The 20,299-nt window shown below is 74.4% G+C and carries 20 protein-coding genes; 13 read left to right on the top strand and 7 right to left on the bottom strand.

From position 1 onward, the window contains the following. Positions 1-24 precede the first annotated feature (24 nt). The gene (locus EUS26_RS03395) at positions 25-486 is read left to right on the top strand and encodes an SRPBCC family protein (RefSeq protein WP_130011772.1); all 462 of its coding nucleotides are present in this window, start codon (positions 25-27) and stop codon (positions 484-486) included. A gap of 36 nt (positions 487-522) precedes the next feature. Here EUS26_RS03395 and EUS26_RS03390 read toward each other — a convergent pair whose 3' ends face one another. Further along, positions 523-1,401 (bottom strand): alpha/beta fold hydrolase, encoded by an 879-nt coding sequence (locus EUS26_RS03390; RefSeq protein ID WP_130011771.1) that lies wholly within the window; start codon positions 1,399-1,401, stop codon positions 523-525. Between the two features lie 307 nt (positions 1,402-1,708). Between EUS26_RS03390 and EUS26_RS03385 the strand changes: the two genes are divergently transcribed. Then, positions 1,709-3,217 (top strand): SulP family inorganic anion transporter, encoded by a 1,509-nt coding sequence (locus tag EUS26_RS03385; RefSeq protein WP_130011770.1) that lies wholly within the window; start codon positions 1,709-1,711, stop codon positions 3,215-3,217. A gap of 14 nt (positions 3,218-3,231) precedes the next feature. Here EUS26_RS03385 and EUS26_RS03380 read toward each other — a convergent pair whose 3' ends face one another. After that, on the bottom strand, positions 3,232-4,380 hold the full coding sequence (locus EUS26_RS03380) for a hypothetical protein (protein WP_130011769.1): 1,149 nt from the start codon (positions 4,378-4,380) through the stop codon (positions 3,232-3,234). Positions 4,381-4,460: 80 nt separating this feature from the next. Between EUS26_RS03380 and glsA the strand changes: the two genes are divergently transcribed. Together glsA and EUS26_RS03370 are read left to right on the top strand one after the other, a co-directional pair. Next, positions 4,461-6,257, top strand: a complete 1,797-nt coding sequence (gene glsA / locus EUS26_RS03375; protein ID WP_165368489.1) for a glutaminase A — start codon at positions 4,461-4,463, stop codon at positions 6,255-6,257. A gap of 312 nt (positions 6,258-6,569) precedes the next feature. Next, positions 6,570-7,673 carry a serine hydrolase domain-containing protein gene (locus EUS26_RS03370; RefSeq protein WP_130011767.1) on the top strand — a complete coding sequence of 368 codons (1,104 nt, stop codon included), beginning with the start codon at positions 6,570-6,572 and terminating at the stop codon, positions 7,671-7,673. Between the two features lie 92 nt (positions 7,674-7,765). On the opposite strand, the gene EUS26_RS03365 is transcribed toward EUS26_RS03370, so the two are convergent. Continuing rightward, the gene (locus EUS26_RS03365) at positions 7,766-8,188 is read right to left on the bottom strand and encodes a PPOX class F420-dependent oxidoreductase (protein ID WP_130011766.1); all 423 of its coding nucleotides are present in this window, start codon (positions 8,186-8,188) and stop codon (positions 7,766-7,768) included. 121 nt (positions 8,189-8,309) lie between these two features. Here EUS26_RS03365 and EUS26_RS03360 point away from each other — a divergent pair, with 121 nt between their 5' ends. Both EUS26_RS03360 and EUS26_RS03355 read left to right on the top strand, forming a co-directional pair. Beyond that, positions 8,310-9,014, top strand: coding sequence for a hypothetical protein (locus EUS26_RS03360; protein ID WP_130011765.1), 705 nt, complete (start codon positions 8,310-8,312; stop codon positions 9,012-9,014). A 334-nt stretch (positions 9,015-9,348) separates the two neighbouring features. Beyond that, positions 9,349-10,281: a hypothetical protein gene (locus EUS26_RS03355; RefSeq protein ID WP_130011764.1), complete on the top strand. Its 933-nt coding sequence runs from the start codon at positions 9,349-9,351 to the stop codon at positions 10,279-10,281. Positions 10,282-10,618: 337 nt separating this feature from the next. On the opposite strand, the gene EUS26_RS03350 is transcribed toward EUS26_RS03355, so the two are convergent. Next, on the bottom strand, positions 10,619-11,317 hold the full coding sequence (locus EUS26_RS03350) for a DUF899 family protein (protein ID WP_130011763.1): 699 nt from the start codon (positions 11,315-11,317) through the stop codon (positions 10,619-10,621). A gap of 132 nt (positions 11,318-11,449) precedes the next feature. Here EUS26_RS03350 and trhA point away from each other — a divergent pair, with 132 nt between their 5' ends. From trhA to EUS26_RS03325, 5 genes are read left to right on the top strand one after another with little or no spacing between them, the layout of a single operon-like run. Then, on the top strand, positions 11,450-12,121 hold the full coding sequence (gene trhA, locus EUS26_RS03345) for a PAQR family membrane homeostasis protein TrhA (protein WP_130011762.1): 672 nt from the start codon (positions 11,450-11,452) through the stop codon (positions 12,119-12,121). Then, on the top strand, positions 12,118-12,762 hold the full coding sequence (locus EUS26_RS03340; protein ID WP_130011761.1) for a dienelactone hydrolase family protein: 645 nt from the start codon (positions 12,118-12,120) through the stop codon (positions 12,760-12,762). Before trhA ends, EUS26_RS03340 begins: the two co-directional genes overlap by 4 nt. 4 nt (positions 12,763-12,766) lie before the next feature. Continuing rightward, positions 12,767-13,369 carry a 2Fe-2S iron-sulfur cluster-binding protein gene (locus tag EUS26_RS03335; RefSeq protein ID WP_130011760.1) on the top strand — a complete coding sequence of 201 codons (603 nt, stop codon included), beginning with the start codon at positions 12,767-12,769 and terminating at the stop codon, positions 13,367-13,369. Then, positions 13,366-14,382, top strand: coding sequence for an FAD binding domain-containing protein (locus EUS26_RS03330; RefSeq protein ID WP_130011759.1), 1,017 nt, complete (start codon positions 13,366-13,368; stop codon positions 14,380-14,382). Before EUS26_RS03335 ends, EUS26_RS03330 begins: the two co-directional genes overlap by 4 nt. Beyond that, complete coding sequence (locus EUS26_RS03325) at positions 14,379-16,502, top strand: xanthine dehydrogenase family protein molybdopterin-binding subunit (RefSeq protein WP_130011758.1); 2,124 nt, start codon at positions 14,379-14,381, stop codon at positions 16,500-16,502. The genes EUS26_RS03330 and EUS26_RS03325 overlap by 4 nt, the downstream gene beginning before the upstream one ends. A 40-nt stretch (positions 16,503-16,542) precedes the next feature. Here the strand turns inward: EUS26_RS03325 and EUS26_RS03320 are convergent, their stop codons facing one another. Then, positions 16,543-16,866 (bottom strand): YrhK family protein, encoded by a 324-nt coding sequence (locus EUS26_RS03320; RefSeq protein WP_130011757.1) that lies wholly within the window; start codon positions 16,864-16,866, stop codon positions 16,543-16,545. Positions 16,867-17,037: 171 nt separating this feature from the next. Between EUS26_RS03320 and EUS26_RS03315 the strand changes: the two genes are divergently transcribed. Both EUS26_RS03315 and EUS26_RS03310 read left to right on the top strand, forming a co-directional pair. Then, positions 17,038-17,520 (top strand): lamin tail domain-containing protein, encoded by a 483-nt coding sequence (locus tag EUS26_RS03315; protein ID WP_202865025.1) that lies wholly within the window; start codon positions 17,038-17,040, stop codon positions 17,518-17,520. A 72-nt stretch (positions 17,521-17,592) separates the two neighbouring features. Then, positions 17,593-18,525, top strand: coding sequence for a DUF5996 family protein (locus EUS26_RS03310; RefSeq protein WP_130011756.1), 933 nt, complete (start codon positions 17,593-17,595; stop codon positions 18,523-18,525). Between the two features lie 258 nt (positions 18,526-18,783). Here EUS26_RS03310 and EUS26_RS03305 read toward each other — a convergent pair whose 3' ends face one another. Both EUS26_RS03305 and EUS26_RS03300 read right to left on the bottom strand, forming a co-directional pair. Further along, the gene (locus EUS26_RS03305) at positions 18,784-19,572 is read right to left on the bottom strand and encodes a helix-hairpin-helix domain-containing protein (protein ID WP_238148794.1); all 789 of its coding nucleotides are present in this window, start codon (positions 19,570-19,572) and stop codon (positions 18,784-18,786) included. Further along, positions 19,572-20,279 carry a DUF2461 domain-containing protein gene (locus EUS26_RS03300; protein ID WP_130011754.1) on the bottom strand — a complete coding sequence of 236 codons (708 nt, stop codon included), beginning with the start codon at positions 20,277-20,279 and terminating at the stop codon, positions 19,572-19,574. Before EUS26_RS03300 ends, EUS26_RS03305 begins: the two co-directional genes overlap by 1 nt. Positions 20,280-20,299 lie beyond the last annotated feature (20 nt).

Genomic DNA, 20,299 nt, shown 5'->3' with positions numbered 1-20,299 from the left:
CGTCCGGCCTGCGATGATGCGGGTATGCGCTCGCTCGGCGGAGAGGTCACCCTGCACATCGACGCGACCCCCGAGGAGGTCTGGTCGCTCGTGAGCGACGTCACCCGGATCGGGGAGTTCAGCCCGGAGACCGTGGCGGGCCGGTGGACCGGCGGCTCGACCGGCCCGGAGGTGGGCGCGACCTTCGCCGGCAAGGTGGTGCGCAACGGGGTGGGGCCGACCTACTGGTCCGCGTGCCGGGTGACCCGGTGCGAGCCGGAGCGGCTCTTCGAGTTCTCGGTCGGCACCAAGAAGGTCGTCGTCAACAACTGGGGCTACCGGCTGCGGCCGTCGGAGGAGGGCACCGAGGTCACCGAGTACTTCCGGCTCGAGCCCGTCCTGCCGCTGCGTCTCTACTGGGCCGTGCTCGGGCGGGCGCGCGGCCGCACCAACGAGCGAGGCATGCGGACCACGCTGGAGCGGATGAAGGCCGTGCTCGAGGGCTGACCCCGGCGGCAGCACCCTCGGGGCCCGAGCATGCGCTCAGGCGAGCAGCCGGCGCAGCGCGGCCGCGAACTCGTCGGGCCGTCCGGCCGGGCGCCCGTAGACCTCACCCATGAAGCCGCCGTGGTCGCCCGGCACGACCACCGCCTCGGCGCCGAGAGCCTGCGCCACGGACCGCGCACCCCGTGCGGCGAGGGCCTGCCCGGAGTCCTCGCCCACCGCCAGCACCACCCGGTCACCCAGGTCGCGCAGCCGGTCCAGGTCGAGCTCGAGCGCGTTGCAGGCGGGCATGTTGCGGAAGAGCGGGTCGTCGCGCGACCCGTCGTCGCCGGTCGGCATGCCGAAGGCGGACGGGTCGGGTGCGGGTCGGTCCAGGAAGCTCTCGTCCAGCTCGCCCGGGGCCATGACCAGGGTCATGAAGCGGGCCATCGCCGCGCCGTGGCCGTCCTGCTCGTAGGTCCGGCGCACCTGCTCGCAGGCGGCCAGCGCCACCTCGCGGTCGGGCAGGTAGGTCGCCAGCGGGGGCTCGTGCGCCACGACCCGACGGACGTCCTGCGGGTATGCCGTCGCGTGCGCCAGCGCGTTGACGGCACCTCCGCTGCTGGCGAAGACGTCGACCGCGCCGACCCCGAGGGCTGCGACGACGCGGTGCAGGTCCTCCGCGTGCTGCTCCGGGGTCACCGGGTCGGTACCGGTCGGGTTGCGGCCGGCGCCGCGGGGGTCCATCGTCACGACCGGGCGGTCGTCGAGCCGCTCGGCCAGCGCGGCGAAGCCCGCGGCGTCCATGGGCGAGCCGACGGCCAGCAGGAGCGGTCGGTCGGGTGCGGCCTGCGTGAGGTCGCCGTGCACGTCATACGTGATGAGGTCGTCGCCCTCACCGACGGTGCGGGTGGCGGTGCTGCGCTGGGTCGTGGTCATGGTGTCCGTCCTGGCCGGGGGTCTTGTGCACGGTGAGACACCCGGGGTGCGCCGGACTCATCGCCCTCGACGGGCGCACCTCCGGCGCGGGTGGACGGGCCCGTGAGCACGAGCACCGCATGCTGGAGGACAGGGACGTGGGCGTGCTGGAGCACCAGGACCGGGACCGGGCGGTCGCGACGCCGACCGGGGAGCGTCCGGCCGGCCGGTAGACTGGACCTGCCGTCGTCGGTGGGGGAGCACCCGGACCGGAGCGACGGCATACCTCCCCGACACCACCGACGATCCTGCGAGGACCGCCCTGTCCATGCTGCCTGCCCCCGCGCCCTCCACCACCAGCACCTCCGACCCGCACTCGGTCCGCGCCGCGCTGCGCTCGCCCGCGCGGCTGCGCACTGAGGTCCTCGCCGGCCTGGTCGTCGCCCTGGCCCTCATCCCCGAGGCCATCTCGTTCTCCGTCATCGCCGGGGTCGACCCCCGGGTCGGGCTGTTCGCCTCCTTCACCATGGCCGTGACGATCGCGTTCGTCGGCGGGCGGCGGGCGATGATCTCGGCGGCCACGGGCGCCATCGCCCTCGTCATCTCACCGGTCATGGCGCAGTACGGGCTCGACTACCTCATCGCGACCGTGCTGCTCGCCGGGGTGCTGCAGATCGTGCTGTCGTTGGCCGGCGTCGCCCGGCTCATGCGCTTCATCCCGCGCATGGTCATGGTCGGGTTCGTCAACGCGCTGGCGATCCTCATCTTCATGGCGCAGATCCCCTACCTCGTCGGCGTCCCGTGGCTGGTCTACCCGCTGGTCGGGCTGGGGATCGCCGTCATGGTGATGCTGCCCCGGGCCACCACGGCCGTGCCGGCGCCGCTCGTGGCGATCGTCCTGATCACCGGGATGGCGCTGCTCGCCGGCTGGCGGCTGCCCGACGTCGGCGACGAGGGGCAGCTGCCCGACAGCCTGCCGTCGTTCTTCGTCCCGGACGTGCCGCTGACGTGGGAGACGCTGCAGGTCATCGGTCCCTACGCCCTGGCGATGGCCCTGGTCGGCCTCATGGAGTCGCTCATGACCGCGAAGCTGGTCGACGACATCACCGAGACCGGCTCGGACAAGACCCGCGAGGGCTGGGGCCAGGGCGTCGCCAACCTCGTCACCGGCGCCTTCGGCGGCATGGGCGGCTGCGCGATGATCGGCCAGACGATGGTCAACGTCCGGGTCTCCGGCGCCCGCACCCGGATCTCCACCTTCCTCGCCGGCGTCTTCCTGCTCGTGCTCGTCGTCGCCCTCGGCGACCTCGTCGCCTCGATCCCCATGGCGGCCCTGGTCGCGGTGATGATCATGGTCTCGGTCGCGACCTTCGACTGGCACTCGATCGCCCCCGGGACCCTGCGGCGGATGCCCAAGAGCGAGAACCTCGTCATGCTCGCCACGGTCGTCACGACGATCGCCACGCACAACCTGGCCATCGGCGTGGTCGTCGGGGTGCTCACCGCCATGGTCGTCTTCGCCCGCCGGGTGGCGCACTTCACCCAGGTGGTGCGCGTCGACAGCGGCGACCCCGGGGTCGCGCGCTACCGCGTGGTCGGCGAGCTGTTCTTCGCCTCGAGCAACGACCTGGTCCACCAGTTCGACTACGCGGGCGACCCGCGGACGGTCGTCATCGACATGAGCGACTCGCACATCTGGGACGCCTCGACGGTCGCCGCCCTCGACGCGATCGAGCGTCGGTATGCCGCGCACGGCACCACGGTCGACATCCACGGCCTCAACGACGCCAGCCGGGCGCGGCACCAGCAGCTCGCGGGGCACCTCGGCAGCATGTAGGCGCCGCCCGCGGGTCAGCCGGCGGCCGGGTCCACCCAGGCGGTGAAGACCGGCAGGCCCTGCCAGGCCGCGCCGCCCGCCCCGGTGTCCAGGGCGACCGCGACGACCGCGTGCGGGCGGTCGAGGCGGAGGTGGATCCGGCGGACCAGGACCTCCTGCTCCGGCTGCAGGCTGGTCGCCCGGATCCCCATCCCGGTCACCGCCGCCGCCTCGAACCCGGTGGCGGAGTAGGCCGCGACGGCGGCCTGCCGCGCCTCGGTGACCGCCGGTCGCTCCGCCGGCCGGACGTAGCGGGCGAGGGAGGCCAGCGCGGTGCCGAAGCCCGGTGCGTCGGCCAGGTCGTGCTGCGAGGTCAGCCGCCAGGGCGGCAGCCAGCCGCTCCACTCCTCGACCACCTCCTGGGACGCGGCCCGCACCTCGCGGTGCTCGCTCACCGTCCAGGCGTGCCCGTCCTCGGTCACCGTGACCGCCTGCGGCAGGCGCGGCGAGGCGAGGGCGGCCGCCACCTCGTGGGCCGCCGCGAGCACCCGCTCGGGCGCCACCGTGGGGTCCGCGACGACGCTCACCACGGCCAGCCCGGAGGTGGAGGTCGGCGCCACCACCCCGACCGGGCCCGCCTCGGTCTCCATCACGAGGTGGCGGGCCGTGCCCGCGTCGGTGCCGAGGCCGCCGTCGTCGAGCTCCGCCAGCGGGGTGCGCCAGGAGATCCGGGTCGCCAGCGCCGACGCGAGCACGAGGCGGGTCTCCTCGGTGATCTCGAGCGGGAAGGCGTCGAGGAGGCCGCCCGTGCGCTCGTCGGCCCACCGGTCGGCCCCGGCCTGGTCCGGGAGGGGCCCGTCCTCGACGGCGTCCGGCACCGCCCAGGCGGCGAACTCCTCGGTCAGGTCCGCCGCGTCGGCCCACCGCGCCACGGCTGCGGCCACCGCCGGGTGCGGGTCCGCGAGCAGCTCGGCCACGGCAGCCCTGGCCGCCTCGGCCGGCAGCCCGACCTGCTCCTCCAGCGCGGCCCGGTCCGCCGGTCCCGCCTGGGCGGCGACCAGCGCCAGCAGCAGCCACGCCCCGAGCCCGGACCCCACGCCCGGGCCGCCGAGCACGTGCGCGTCGAAGCGCACGGAATACCGCCGGACCGCCGTGACCGCCCCGGCGTCCTCGTGCCTGTCCATGAGGCCGATCCTGCCACCCCGGCCAGCGGGTGGCGGCGACGATAGGCTCCGGGACACGGCCTGACGACGAGGAGGGGCCCGTGCGCAACCCGGTGCAGGACTACCTGGAGCAGATCGTCGAGCGGTGCGGGGACGCCGGCGGCGAGGTGGCCTCCTACATCCCCGAGCTGGCGGCGGCCGACCCGGACACCTTCGCGCTGTGCCTGGCGACCGTCGACGGGCAGGTCTACGAGGTGGGGCAGGCGGGGCACCGCTTCACCATCCAGTCGATCTCCAAGCCGTTCACCTACGCCCTCGGGCTGCACGACCAGGGGCTGGACGCCGTCGCCCGCAAGGTCGACGTCGAGCCGTCCGGCGACGCGTTCAACGAGATCAGCCTCGCCCCGGGCACGGGCCGCCCGCGCAACCCCATGATCAACGCGGGCGCCATCACCGCCGCCTCGCTCGTGGCCGGCAGCGACGGCGAGGAGCGCTTCGCCCGGGCGCTGGAGTGGTTCGGCGCCTTCGCCGGGCGCGACCTCGACGTCGACGAGGCGGTCTTCTCCTCCGAGCTCGCGAGCGCCCACCGCAACCGGGCCATCGCGCACATGCTGCGCGAGTTCGGCATCCTCGAGGGCGATCCCGAGCCGGTGCTGGAGCAGTACGTCCGTCAGTGCTCGATCGCCGTCGACACCCGCGACCTGGCGATGATGGCGGCCACCCTGGCCAACGGGGGCCGCCAGCCGCGCACCGGGCGCGAGGTGCTGGAGCCCGCCCTGGTCGAGCACCTGCTGGCGGTGATGACGACCTGCGGCATGTACGACGCAGCAGGGGACTGGGTGAGCGCGGTCGGGATGCCGGCCAAGAGCGGGGTGAGCGGCGGCATCATCGGCGTCCTGCCGGGCCAGGTGGGCGTGGCGGTCTTCTCGCCCCGGCTGGACGCGCACGGCAACAGCGCCCGGGGCGTGACCATCTTCGAGCGGATGTCGCGCGACATGGAGATGCACCTCATGCACGTGAGCCGGGGCTCGCGCAACGCGGTGCGCAGCAGCTACTCCCTGGCGACCGCCCGGTCGACGACGCGTCGGCAGGGTGCCGACGAGGAGGTGCTGGACCGCGTGGCGGACCGGGCCTGGGTCTACGAGCTGCACGGCGACCTGCTCTTCGCCGGTGCCGAGGCGATCGTCCGGTCCGTCGTCCGGGACGAGCCGGAGCTGGCCGTCCTCGACTTCTCGCACGTCAACGAGGTCGCCGAGGTGAGCCGGCTGACCCTGCTGGCCCTGCGCGACCGGTTGCGTGCCGACGGGTCCGAGGGCGTCGTCGTCGACCCGGGCGGGGTGGTCCCCGACCCGGACGCCGGCACCGACAGCGCCTCGCCACGGTTCACCGACCTGCCGTCGGCCATCGAGTGGTGCGAGCGCGCCCTCATCCGCGCGCACTGCGGCCCGCGCCCGGAGCCCGACCCGGTCGAGGACCACCCGCTCATGCGTGACCTGGAGGAGCCGGCCGCACACGCGGTCCGCTCCGCGATGACCCACCGGGTGGTGCCGGCCGGCGAGGTCGTGCTCCAGGCCGGCGGGCCGTTCGCCGGGGTGCACCTCATCGTGCGCGGCCTGGCGGAGGCGCAGGGCCCGGGGCCGGACGGAGAGCCGGTCACCCTGGTGTCGATGGGGCCCGGCACGTCCTTCGGGGAGCTGGCCCTCGGGACCGACGACGAGCAGCGGACCACCATCCGGGCGGTCGAGGAGCTCGAGCTGCTCGTCCTGTCCGCCGACGACCTCGCGCGCATCGGTGAGGACGACCCTGCTCTGGGGGTGCAGGTGTGGCGCGCCGTCGCCCGCGACGGCTACCGCGTCGCCGACCGCGCCCTGCGCCGCAGCGCCGTCCGGGTGGGCTGAGGCCGGCCCGCGCAGGACGGGTCGCCAGGCCGCACAGGACGCGTGGTCGGGCCGCACAGGGCGCGTGGCCAGGCCGCACAGGACGCGTGGCCAGGCCGCACAGGACGGGTCGCCAGGCCGCACAGGACGCGTGGTGCGTGGGTTGTCCACACGGTGTGCACAGGGTGTGGAGAACTACACCCGTGTAACTCACCCTCGGGCCCTGCGCGCGCCTCGCATGCGCCCGCTTCCGGTGCCCGCGCCGGTGCTGCTGCCGATGAGAACCGACGGTCGGGGTGGTCCCACGACCAGGCCCATCGACGAGGAGGATGCGTGAGCGACCTGACCGACCTGGCCGAGCGGCACGTCCGGGAAGGCACCGCGCCGGGCGTGGTCGCCGCCCTGGGTGACGCCTCCGGCGCCCTGGAGGTGGCCGCGGCGGGGGACCTCGAGCCCGACGCGGTGGTGCGCATCCAGTCGATGACCAAACCGGTCGTCGCGGTCGCGACGCTGCGGCTGGTGGCGCGCGGCCGGCTGGGCCTCGACGACCCGGTGGCGCACTGGCTGCCCGAGCTCGCCGACCGCCGGGTCCTCCGCTCGCCGGGGGCCGAGGTCGACGACACCGTGCCCGTCGAGCGGCCGATCACCGTGCGGCACCTGCTGACCTGCACGAGCGGCTACGGCATGGTCCTGGACGACTCGCCGCTGGCCCGGGCGATGGCCACGGCCGGGGTCGAGGCCGGCCCCGAGCCGGTGACGCTCGCGGCCGACGACTGGCTCGCCGCGCTGGCGAGCCTGCCCCTGGTCGCGCAACCCGGCCAGACATGGCGCTACCACCACTCCTTCGGCGTCCTCGGCATCCTGCTGTCCAGGGTCGTCCAGCGGCCGCTGGACGACCACCTGCGTGACGACCTGCTGCTCCCCCTCGGCATGACCGACACGGGGTATGCCGTGCCGCCCGCCCGCGCACACCGTCTCCCCGCGGCATACCGGCTGATGGAGGACGGGCTCGTGGAGATCGAGCCCGCCGGGGCGGGCCACGACGTCGCCGACGACACCTCCACCCGCAGCCACGACGAGCTCGTCTCGACGGTCGCCGACTACGCCGCCTTCGCCCGGATGCTGGCGGCCGGCGGGGTGCACGAGGGGGAGCAGGTCGTGGACGCCGAGCTCCTCCTCGCGATGCGCACCGACCAGGTCCCCGCCACCGCGAAGGACCCGGCCGGGTTCTTCTCCGGCTTCTGGGAGACCTCAGGCTGGGGCTACGGCGTCGGAGTCGAGGTCGGCGGGGAGCACGCCGGGAGGTTCGGCTGGTCGGGCGGCCTCGGCACGGACTTCTGGGTCGACCCCGCGACCGGCCGGTATGCCGTCGTCCTCACCCAGGTGGAGATGGGGCCGCCGGCCTTCCGGCTCGTGGCCGACCTGCAGCGGCTCTGACCCCGCGGCGCCGAGCTGCAGCAGCTCCGGGCGGCACGACACGGTCCCGACCCGTCGCGGTGGACCCGGGGCCGCGGCCTACCGGGTCAGCCCTACCCCTGGGCCACGCCGTAGACGTGCTCCACCCGCAACCGGAGGACGAGACGCCGGTCGGCCACCATCGCCCGGCGGTACTCGTCCCAGTCAGGGTGCTCGCCCTGCGCGTCGCGGTAGAGCTGGACGAGGTCCGCCACCGTCGGGTCCTGCTCGTTAGCGGCGGTCGGCGACAGCTCCACCGTGCCCTGCGCCACGGCATACGACCAGCCGCTGGTGCTGGTCACGAACAGGCTGGAGCGCGGGTCGCGACGCAGGTTGGCGACCTTGGCCCGACCGTCGGTGGTGGAGACCCGGACCAGCGAGGCGTCCGGGTCGATGACGTAGGTCACGAGCGAGAGCTGCGGCTGGCCGTCGCGCTTGATCGTGGTGAGGGCGCCGTTCGAGCCGGCGGTGAGGATGTCGCGCAGCGCGGGGTCCATGTCGCCATCATGGCCCCGTCGGCGCGTCGCGACCAGGGGCAGGGGTGGGATGGGCCGAGGCCATCTCGTGCGGGGCCGGCTCGCGCCGCGCCGTCGATGCGGCTCGCGTAGGTTCGCCGGCATGCACTCCTTCCACCTCGTGCGGGTGCCGGCCGCGGTCGGCACCCGGGCGGTCGCGCGGCCCCCACGGGACGTGCCTGGCCTGCGGCACGCCGAGGTGATGGCGACGATGACCCTGGGCGCCCCGGTGGTCTCGCCGCAGCGGCTGCAGGTGCGCCGGCTGGCGGTGTTCGCGCGCTGGGAGGACGAGACGGCGCTGGAGCGGTTCCTCGCGGCCGACCGGCTGGGGCGCACCCTCGCGGACGGCTGGCACGTCAGGATGGAGTTCCTCCGCCGGTGGGGCAGGGTCGCGCGGCTCGGCGACCTGCCGGAGGTTGCGGGTCGGTCCGACCCCGCCGAGCCGGTGGTGGCCGTGACGGTGGCCAGGATGCGGATCCCCGAGGTGCCGCGATTCGTCCACTGGGGCCGGCCCGTGGAGCGCCAGGTCCGCGACCACCCCGCGGTGACGCTGGCGCTGGCGGCATACCGCCCGCCGCGCACCGTCTCCACCTTCTCGGTATGGCGCAGCGCCCGCGAGATGACCGGCATGGTCCACGGTCGTGACGCGTCAACGGACGGCCCGCACGGCGGGGAGGTCGGTGCCCGGCACGCCCGCGCCATGGTGGAGCGGGAGCGGCGCGACTTCCACCACGAGTTCACGACGCTGCGCTTCCGGCCGCTGTCCGAGCACGGCACCTGGGAGGGCCGCCGGGTCGTGCCGGGCTGAGCGGCGGGCTGCCAGCTCACGAGACGCGCGTCCGGTCGGGCCCCAGGGGTCCACGCCACGAGCATGAGCCCCAGGGGTCCCCCCGCGCCACGAGCATGAGACTGCGCGTCGGGGTGGCGCACGGCCAGGGCCCCACACCTCCCCTTGGCACCACGAGCATCAGCGTGCGGGGATATGTACAGAGGCCGGGGTGATTTCCCTGCGTGGGGGCAAGAACGGCGCAGTCTGGTGCCGACGCGACGCGTGGTGCGCGCGAGGTCGGGCCGCGGCCTGTCACGTCTCCGCCTGTGGACGACGGCGGCCGGCCCACCTCCGATCCGGGCATCCTGGGGCGATGGAGGGGGACGTGATGACGTTGCTGGGCAGCCTCGGCCATGTCGCGGCCACGGCGGACCTGACGGCGTTGGGCGTGGGGCCGCGGGAGACGCAGGCGCTGGTGAGGTCGGGCGTCCTGGTGCGTCTGCGCCGTGGCACCTTCGTCGAGGGGCCGGTATGGCGTGCGGCCGCACCCTGGGACCGGCACGAGATGCGCGCCCGGGCGGTGCTCCGGGCGTTCGGGCCGGGGGCCCCGGTGGCCCGGAGCCACCACAGCGCGCTGGCAGCGCGGGGGCTGGCCGTGCACGGGGTCGACGACCGGGCGCACCTGTGCCGCACCGACGGCGGCAGGTCCTTCCACGACGCCGTCGTCGTGGTGCACCGCCGCGTGCCCGAGGCGTTCGTCGTGCGCACGGCGTGCGGGCCCTCGGTGCAGGTCGCCCTGGCGGTCCTGCAGGTGGCAGCCCTGTTCGGGGTGGAAGCAGGGCTGGTGAGCGCGGACGCGGCGCTGCGGGAGGGTCGGGCGACACGCGCGGAGCTGGACGGTGCGCTCCCGGTCCTCGGCGGTAGTCGCGGGCAGCTCCGTGCCGCCCGCACCGCTGAGCTCGCCTCGGCGCTGAGCGAGTCCGCGGGGGAGTCCCGCACCAGATGGGTGCTGCTCACCCTGGGCCTGCCGCTTCCCGAGCAGCAGGCTCAGATCGTGGACGGTGAGGGGGCCTTCGTGGCGCGGGTCGACTTCCTCTACCGCGACCGGAGGGTGGTCGTGGAGTTCGACGGGATGCTGAAGTACGACGATCCTGCTGCCCTGCGGCAGGAGAAGCTCCGCGAGGACCGTCTGCGGGAGCTGGGCTACGAGGTCGTGCGGCTGACGTGGGCGGACCTCGGTGACCCGCGGGTCGTCGAACGCAAGCTCACGGCCGCCTTCGCCCGCTCCGCTGCACGCCGCGGCTGAGGTCCGCGGCTGCCGGAGCCTGCGCCTGACCGCCGTGCCGCCCAGATTGACGTCCGCAGCTCCCGCCCCCTACCAGGCCGCCGCGCCGCCTGGCCCTGGGTGAGAGGCCCCTGAACTGGAGGATCGACATACCGTCAGTCACAACAACCACAGTGGCACCGGGATGCGGGGATGTGCACCGATGCAGCAGGTATATCCCGTGCGTCTGTGCACGTCCCCGCACCATGTGGCGACGGTGACGAGAGCGAGGCGTGGGTCTGGGCAACGGTTGCCCGGCCCGCGGCGGTCGCCTCTGGCCACCCCGGCCCGCAGCGGCCTGGCCCGCCCCGAGCCGCCTTCAGCCGTAGGTCGGGTACTGCGGCCAGCCCTGCGGGCTGTCCTCCCAGTCCTGCTGGCGTCCGTATGCCGTGCGGTCCATGATGTGCGCGACCGGCAGGGTGGCCTCCGTGCCGCGGGCGGTGGTCGCGTAGGTGAGGTAGGGCACCCCGTCGCGCAGCAGGTAGTAGGAGTAGCCGGGGAGTTGGAAGGGCGTACCGTCCTCGTCCCGACGCGTCCACCCCCAGTCGTCGTGGTAGGTCGTGCCGCCCGAGGACACCCAGGTGTGCGACCAGCCCCGCTCGGCCCGCCACCGCTGCAGCTTCTCGACCGGCCCCTGCGAGATCATCACGAAGGCGATGCCCTCCTCGTCCAGCCGCTCCATCCGCGCCGGGAGGGTGTCGACCGCCCACGTGCAGCTCGGGCAGCCCTCCTCCCAGTCGGGCCCGAACATGACGTTCTGCACGAGGAGCAGGTAGTGCCCGCCGAACAGCTGGGTGAGCCGCACCGGCCCGTCCGGTCCGTCGAAGGTGTAGTCCTCCACCTCCACCATGGGCAGGCGCCGCCGGGCGGCCGAGACCTGGTCATTGAGCCGGGTGACCTCCTTCTCCCGGGCCACCTGGTCGGCCAGGGCGGCGTCGAACGCGTCGCGGCCCACCACCGGCGGCGCCGCCTCCGGCTGGTGGGCCTTGCGGCTGCTGCTGGACAGGCTGGTCGTCATGGTCTGCTCCCTCTCCTCGTCCCTGCGCATCGGAGGCGCTGGTGGTCACGGGGGTGGGACTCTCGGGCCGTCCGGGACTCATCGGTGCCCGACTACGCTGGAGACCCATGTCCTACCCCTGGGAGGTGAGTGATGGACCCCGTCCACCGCAGCCGCGACGGCAGCGTCCACGTCACCGACGAGCGGATCAACACGATCTCCCACCTCGCCGGCTCCTGCTTCGCCCTCCTCGGCTCGGCACTGCTCATCGCCCAGGCGGGCGCCACGGGAGACCCGTGGCGCATCGTCGGTCTGTCGATCTACTGCGCCTCGCTCGTCACCCTCTTCGTCGCCAGCACGGCCCACCACGGCCTCGACCGCGGCCCGCGTGTCAACGACCTGCTGCGGACCCTGGACTACACCTCGGTCTTCGGCCTCATCGCCGGGACGGTGACGCCGATCGTCCTCGTCCTCGAGCGCACGGTCGCGGGCTGGGCGGTGCTCGGCACCGTCTGGGGCATCGCCGCGCTCGGCATCGCGGCGCGCTCGGTGTGGACGGACCTGCCCAAGTGGGTGACCAACACCCTCTACATCGTGCTCGGCTGGATGCCGGTCGTGCTGGTCCTCACGGGGCTCACCCTCCCCCTGGGCGCCCTCCTGCTCATGGCCGTCGGCGGCGTGCTCTACAGCGTCGGCTTCGTCATCTTCATCATCGAGCGGCCCAACCCGGTGCCGGGGGTCTTCGGCTTCCACGAGATCTGGCACCTGCTGGTCATGGCCGCCGCGGGTCTGCACTTCGTCCTCATGTACGCCTACGTCCTGTGACGGCCCGCCTCCTCGACGTCCGCCGGCACGCCGACCCGGTCGCCCGGGTGCTCGTCCTGCACGGCGGTCAGCAGCACGGCACCGAGCCCACCAGCTGGCGCCAGCTGTCGGTCCTGCGCAGCCGGGTCCTGGCCTCCGCGGTCGCCCGGGCGGGCGCGCGGCACCGGGTCGACGTCCGTCTCCTGCGGTATGCCGCACGCGGCTGGAACGACGGCGCGCCGCTGCGGGACGCCCGGTGGGCGCTGGAGCAGCTGCGCGCCGAGGACCCCGAGGTGCCGACCGGACTGCTCGGCTACTCGATGGGCGGGCGGGCCGCGCTGCGTCTCGGAGGCGAGGTCGACACCGTCGTCACCGCCGCCGCCTGGGTGGACCGGGCCGACCTGCCGCTGCTGCGCCCGCCCCGTAGCGGTCGGGTGCTCCTGCTGCACGGCGCCCGCGACGAGGTGACCTCGCCCGAGGGCACCCTGGCGGCCGCCGACCGGTTGCGCGCCCTGGGTGCGGACGTGAGCGTGCGCACGGACCTGGCGGACACCCACGGGCTGGTCCGGCACGCCCGCACCTGGCACCGGCTGGCGGGCGCGTACCTGGTCGGGACGTTGACGGGCTCGACGCGCGAACGGCAGGGCCGAGCGGCAGAATGAGGTGATGCACCAGACCGCGGGCGACACCCACCTCTCGACCAAGTTCGTCGTCAACGGTGCTCCGCAGGAGCTCACCCACGACGTGCGGGTCACCCTGCTCGACGCCCTGCGCGAGCACCTGGGGGTCACCTCGGTGAAGAAGGGCTGCGACCACGGCCAGTGCGGCGCCTGCACGGTGCTCGTCGACGGCCGCCGGGTGGTCTCGTGCCTCTCGCTCACCGCGTCGCTGGACGGTGCCGAGGTCGTGACGGCCGAGGGGCTCGGACGCCCGGGGGACCTCAGCGACCTCCAGCAGGCCTTCGTCGACCGGGACGCGCTGCAGTGCGGCTACTGCACGCCGGGGCAGGTGTGCTCGGCCCAGGCGATGCTCGCCGAGGCGGCCGCGGGTATGCCGAGCCACGTCACCGACCCGGACGCGCTCGCCGATCCCGACGCCGTCCTCGAGCTCACCGACGAGGAGATCCGTGAACGGATGAGCGGCAACCTGTGCCGCTGCGGTGCCTACGTCAACATCGTCGCGGCCATCCGGGACACCGCGGCCCGCCGGGCGCGGGAGGCGCAGGACGCCGCCGACGGGCCCGCGCGCACCGGCGAGGAGTCGTCGTGAAGCCGTTCACCTACGAGCGGGCGACGAGCGTCGCCGACGCCCTGCGCCGCAGCGTGGCGGCCTCCGGCGAGGGGGAGCGGGCGGCATACCTCGCGGGCGGCACCAACCTCATCGACCACCTGCGCCTGGGCATCCGGGAGACCGACCGGCTCATCGACGTCAGCCACCTCGACCTCACCGAGGTGAGTGAGCTCGACGGCGGGGGCGTGCGGGTCGGTGCGCTGGCGCGCAACTCCGACGTCGCAGCGCATCCGCTCGTGCGCGCCGCGTTCCCGCTGGTCAGCGCTGCGATGCTGGCCGGCGCCTCGGGCCAGCTGCGCAGCATGGCGACCATGGGCGGCAACCTGCTGCAACGCACCCGCTGCGTCTACTTCCAGGACGCCTCGACCCCCTGCAACAAGCGCGAGCCCGGCTCCGGCTGCTCGGCGATCGAGGGGTTCGGCACCTACAACGCGCTCATCGGGGCCTCGCCCTCGTGCGTCGCGGTGCACCCCTCCGACCTGTGCGTCGCGCTGGCCGCGCTCGACGTCACCGTCGTCACCGAGGGACCGCTGGGCGAGCGGCGCCTCGACTTCGCCGACCTGCACCGCCTCCCCGGCGACCGTCCGGAGGTCGACACCACGCTGGAGCGGGGCGAGCTCATCACCGCGCTCGAGATCCACGGACCCGGCTTCGCGCGGCACTCGCGCTACCGCAAGCTGCGTGAGCGAGAGTCCTACGCCTTCGCCACCGTCTCCGTCGCCGCCGCCCTCGACGTCCGCGAGGGGCGGGTCGACGACGTGCGGATCGGGCTCGGCGGCGTCGCCCACAAGCCGTGGCGGGCGCACCGCGCCGAGGACGCGCTGCGGGGCGGTCCGGCGACCGACGAGGCGTATGCCGCGGCGGTCGAGGCCGAGCTCGAGCAGGCCCGGCCGGGAGAGGACAACCGCTACAAGGTGATCCAGCTGCGGCGGGTCGTCCCCGCCGTGCTGCGGGAGCTCGCCGAGCACGCCCCGAGCGGGTCGCGCGCATGAGCGAGGCGGCGATGGAGGGCGCCCGCGACCGCACCCGGGTGGACGCCCCCCTCAAGGTGGCCGGCCTGGCGCCCTACGCCGATGAGCACGTGCAGGAGGGGGCGCTGCACCTCGCACCCGTCCTGGCGACGGTCGCCCTGGGCCGCATCACGCGGATCGACGACGAGGCGGCGCGGGCGGTGCCCGGCGTGCGGCTCGTCCTCACCCACGAGAACGCCCCGCGCATCGCCCCGACCCTGCCCACCCTGACGGTGCTGCGGCGGTCACGGGTCCGGTACCGCGGCGAGATCGTCGCGGCCGTCGTCGCCGACAGCGCCGAGCAGGCCCGGTATGCCGCGTCCCTGCTGCGTGTCGACTACGCCCCCGAGCAGGCCGCGACCCGGCCCGACCCCGAGGGGGAGGACGTGCGTGAGCTGCGTCGGGTGATGGCGATCTACCCCGGCCGCTACCGCGACGGCGACGTCGACGGCGCCCTCGCCGGGGCCACCCACCGCGTCGAGGGGACCTACACCACCCCCACGAACCACCACCACCCCATCGAGCCGCACGCGGTCACCGCGCTCTGGCACCACGGCGCCGGCCGGCTGTCCGGCCCGCGCACCACGCGGCTCACCCTCTGGGACACCAACCAGGGCGTCATCGCCCCGCAAGGGGTCATCGCCGGGGCGTTCGGGCTGCTCCCCACCCAGGTCGAGGTGGTCTCGCCCTACATCGGGGGCTCCTTCGGCACGAAGGGCGTCCCGCACCCGCACACCATGGCCACCGTCATGGCCGCCAAGCTGCTGCCGGGCCACCCGGTGAAGGTGGCACTGACCCGGCCGCAGATGTCCGCCGGCACCGGCTACCGCCCGCCGACGACGCAGCGGGTGGCGCTCGCCGCCGACGCCGACGGCCGGCTCACCGCGATCGACCACCAGGTCTACGCCCCCGTCTCCCGGGTGATCCCGTGGATGGACCCGACGGCCGGGCCGACGCTGTCGATGTACGCCTCGTCGACCCGGCGGACGGCATACCGCACCCAGGACCTGGACATCGCTCCCGGGACCTTCATGCGGGCGCCGGGGGAGTACACCGGGATGTTCGCGCTGGAGACCGCGATGGACGAGCTGGCGCACGCGACCGGGGTCGACCCGGTCGAGCTGCGGCTGCGCAACGAACCGGGCGCCGACCCGGAGTCCGGGCGGCCGTGGAGCAGCCGGCACGTCACCACCTGCCTCACCGAGGGCGCCCGGATCTTCGGCTTCGAGCAGCAGCGGCGCCGTCGCCGCGAGGGCGAGTGGTGGATCGGTCAGGGCGTGGCGGCCGCGAGCTTCCCGCAGATGTCGATGGGGCCCAGCCTGGCGCGGGTCACCTTCGCCGACGAGCGCTACGTCGTGAGCATGCAGGCCAGCGACATCGGCACCGGCGCCCGCACGGTGCTGGCCCAGATCGCCGCGCAGGCGCTGGGGGTGCCGGAGGACGCGGTGGACGCGCGGATCGGCACGACCGACGCCCCGGCGGCGATCATCGCCGGCGGCAGCACCGGCACCTTCGGGTGGGGCTCGGCCGTCGTCGAGGCGGCGCACGCCTTCCGCACCGAGCACGGCGAGCACCCCGAGGAGGGGGCGACCGCCCGGGCGCGGACCCGGATGCCGCAGGGCGTACGCGGCGTGACCCGGATGGCCTTCGGCGCGCACTTCGCCGAGGTCGCCGTGAGCGAGGTGTCCGGGAAGGTGCGGGTGCGCCGGATGTACGGCCACTTCGACGGCGGTCGGATCATGAACCCCCGGACCGCCCGCAGCCAGTTCATCGGCGGCATGACCATGGGGATCTCCGGCGCGCTCTTCGAGGAGTCCTACCGCGACCCCCGCTTCGGCCACGTCGTCAACGGCGACCTCGCCGGCTACCACGTCGCGGCGCACGCCGACGTCGTCGACCTCGAGGTGGGCTGGGTCGGTGAGCCCGACCCCTGGATGGGCGCCACCGGGGCCAAGGGCATCGGTGAGGTCGGCATCGTCGGGGTGCCGGCCGCCATCGGCAACGCGGTCTTCGACGCGACGGGGGTGCGGCTGCGGGAGCTACCGTTCACCCCGGGTCGTGTGCTGGAGGCGTGGGAGGCCGCCGAGGGCCGGGGCGCCTGAGCCGCGCCGACCGGCGCACCTCAGGCGTCGACGGCAGACCTCAGAAGTCGAAGGCGTGCTCCGAGCCCTCGCCGGCGGGCCGGTAGCGCTGGAGGCGCAGCCGGCGGGCCAGCCGGATGACCGGGCGGATGAGCATCTGGGCCGAGCCGATGACGAACAGCCAGGTGCCCGCGGTCGCCGTCGACTCGCTGAAGAACAGCACGCTGCCGACGAGGAACCACAGCCCGATGAGCACGTCGTTGGCGATGCTCAGGGTCTCGAACCGTTGGCGCACCACGAGCTCCTCGTGCCCGAGGTGCAGGACCAGGTCGTCGCTGCTGCTGCTGCTGCTGCTGCTGGAGTCATTCGTCCCGTGCTGGCTCATGCGAGGGACCCTAGGAGCCTGCGGTCGCCGCCGCGACCCGGGCCCGTGAGCCGGTCCGCAGCGTGGGGCTGGTGACCCACCCCGAGGGGTGAGGTCCACCTCCATACCGTCTGGTAACTTGTCGCTGCCCGGGACCCCGGTGTCACCCCACCGCTGTCCCAGGAGGCTCTCGTGCCCGCTCTGCCTGCCCGCCCGTTCCCCGCCCTCGTCAGCGCGATGGCGCTCGGCGTCACCCTGGCCCTCGGCGCCGGCCCGGTGCCCGGCGCGGATGCGGCGTCGGCGGTGCGCTTCACCACCTTCGTCGCGGACCCCTCCGGGAAGGACGAGCGGACCAACGCCAAGATCAACCGCGAGAAGATCGCCATCAAGAACACCGGCCGCACCTCGGTCACCCTGACCGGCTGGACGGTGCGGGACCAGCAGAACCACACCTACACCGTCCCGCGGGGGGTCAGTCTGAAGGCGGGGAAGACCATCGTCCTGCACACCGGCAAGGGCACGAACTCCTCGACCGACCTCTACTGGGGCCAGGGCAACTACGTCTGGAACAACACGCCCGGTGACAAGGCCACGCTGCGCAACAGCCGCGGGTCGATCCAGGACACCTGCACCTTCACCGCGTCCAAGCACCGTTCGGGCACCGTCGACTGCTGAGGCCGTCGGCGGGTCCTTGTGGCGGGCGGTCGGTCGCTCTAGCGTGAGCAGCACCCAGCGAAGGGAACGCTCATGAGCCGACAGCCCTGGCCGCGCCTCAAGGTGGCCGACTGGACCGACACCCGGGACACCTTCCACCTGTGGACCCAGGTCGTCGGCAAGGTGCGGATGGCCTACGCGCCCCTGGTCAACCACTGGTGGCAGGTCACGCTCTACGTCAGCCCGCGCGGTCTCACCACCGGCACGGTCCACACGCCGGCGGGGGCGCTCGACCTCGAGCTCGACCTGGTCGACCACCGGCTGCGGATGCGGCTGAGCACCGGCGCCGAGGAGGCCTTCGACCTGCGGCCGATGACCGTCGCGGACTTCCACGCGCAGACCCTGGCGGCGCTGGGCCGGCTCGGGCTCGAGCCGCGCATCCAGGCGACGCCGAACGAGGTGGACCCCGCGATCCCGTTCGCCGAGGACCACGAGCACGCGGCCTACGACGCGCAGGCGGTCCACCTGTTCTGGCAGCAGCTGGTCCAGGCCGACCGCGTGCTGGGGGAGTTCCGGTCGCACTTCGTCGGCAAGGTGAGCCCGGTGCACTTCTTCTGGGGCGCGATGGACCTGGCCTGCACGCGCTTCTCGGGTCGCCCCGCCCCCGAGCACCCCGGTGGGGCGCCGAACTGCGGCGACTGGGTCATGGTCGAGGGGTACTCCCGCGAGCTGGCCAGCTGCGGCTTCTGGCCGGGCGGCGGCGAGGAGGGCGCGTTCTACGCCTACGCCTACCCGCAGCCGGAGGGGTTCGAGGCGGCCCGCGTCGGTCCGGAGGGCGCCTTCTGGAGCGAGGCGAACGGTCAGTACCTCCTGCCCTACGAGGTGGTCGCCGACGCGGACGACCCGGACGCGGCGCTCGGCCGGTTCCTCCACGACACGTATGCCGCCGCCGCCGAGCTCGGCGGGTGGGACCGGGCGGCCCTCGAGGACGACCCCGGCCGCTGGCCCCAGCACCGCCGGGGGTAGCTCGCCGTCCGGCACGGAGGGTCGGCGCTCCTCCCGGGAACCCCTGAAGCCACACAGGCCACACGGTGCGGGGACATGTCCGCCAGACAGGGTGACATCCCCCGCAGCTGCGCAGATGCCCGCAGCGTGGTGCGCGTGGGGCCAGAGTGACGCACGTGGCGACGGCAGTGGAGGCTGTGCCGGAGATGGCCGGCCGGGCGGGTGCTGGCCGGGCGGGTGCCGGCCGAGCCCGTGCCGCCCACCCACGCCGGAGCAGTGTCAGCCGCGGAAACCCTGCCCGCGCTCGGCGAGCGCCGCGCGGAGCCGCTCGACGGCGACGGGGCCGACGCCGTGCAGGGCGCGCAGCTCGTCCTCGGTGAGCCCGGCGACCGCCTCGAGGGTGGTGAGGCCGGCCTCCCGCAGCGCCCGGGTGGCCGGGGCGCCGATCTCCCGGGGCAGCGGGGTGCCCGCCGGCCGCGGGGCGCGCTCACGCGGCGGGCCGCCGTGGTCGAGCACCGCCTCGCCACGCGGCGAGAGACGGTAGCCGATCGCCAGCGACTCGGTCAGGCCCTTCTCCTTGAGCTTGCGGACGTCGGCCTTCCACGACGGCGTCTCCCGCCCCAGCCGGGCGGCCAGCTCGGGCGCCCGCACCTCCGGGTGGGCGTCGATGAGCTCGAGGGTGGCGCGGGTCCACGGGCCGTGCGAGGAGGCGGCGTCCAGCCGGTCCAGCCACGCGCGCAGACGCTCGACCTCCCCCGCGTCGGGGACCTGCTCCCGCAGCTGCGCGCGCGGGTCGGGCCCGGCATACCTCAGCCCGACGCGGTATGCCGTGCCTCCCGGCCGCGCGGCGAGGCCCTCCCTGAGCGCGGTCAGGCTGGCGGCGCCGGCCCGGCGGGCGTCCTCCGCCCGCAGCGCGGACAGGGTGACCGGCTCGACCGAGGTGACCTCGACCAGCCCGACGGCGGTGCGCATCCGGGTGCCGACCCTGACCCGCGGGCGGTCCCAGCGGCGGAACGCGAGGTCGACCTCCCCCGCCCGGATGGCCGCGAGCTCGGCCGGGCGGATCATCACGGCGGGCCCCCGGCGACGTCCCGCCCCGGGTCGAAGGTGGTGCTGCCGTCGGCACCCTGTCCGCCCGCCGGGCCGGTGTCGGTCGCGGCGAGCCACTCCACGAGGGGCCGGACCACCCCCCAGCGGGCCCGTACCTCCTCGACGAGCCGCGGGGTGGTGACGACGTCGCCGTCCTCGACCCACGTCATACACGTGAGCGCCTTGTGCCGGAGCAGCTCGATCCGCTCGTGCTCGCGGTCCCACCCGCGCGGGGCGGTCTTGACCTGCTCGCCGCCGATCTCCCACCCGCCCGCGCGCAGCTCCCCGACGAGCTGCTCCAGCTGCTGGCCGGTGGCGGGGGAGTCCACGGCGGCGCGGTAGGACCGCAGCCGGGCCGGGTCCATCCGGTAGGCGCCGCCGCCGAGCATCAGCCCGTCGGCCGAGACCTGGAGGTACCACCCGGTCGACTCGGCGGCCGCGACGTAGGCGCCCTGGTGCGTCTTGCAGGGGGTCTTGTCCGGGCCGAAGCGCACGTCGCGGTGCGGCCGGAAGAGCTTGGCCGCGCCGAACTCCGGCTCCAGCTCGGCCAGCAGCGCCTCCATCGGGCCGCGGACGTGGGCCTCGTAGTCGTCCTTGTGCCGGGCCCAGAACTCCTTGGTGTTGTCCTCCTCGAGCCGCGCGTAGAAGTCGGTCGCGGCGTGCGGGATGCCGGTGAAGCTGCCCATGCGACCAGTGTGCCCGCTGG

Origin of the sequence: Serinicoccus sediminis (assembly GCF_004153545.1) — a bacterium.
GTDB classification, from domain to species: Bacteria; Actinomycetota; Actinomycetes; order Actinomycetales; family Dermatophilaceae; genus Ornithinicoccus; species Ornithinicoccus sediminis_A.
This window is presented reverse-complemented; position numbering and strand designations above follow the sequence as displayed.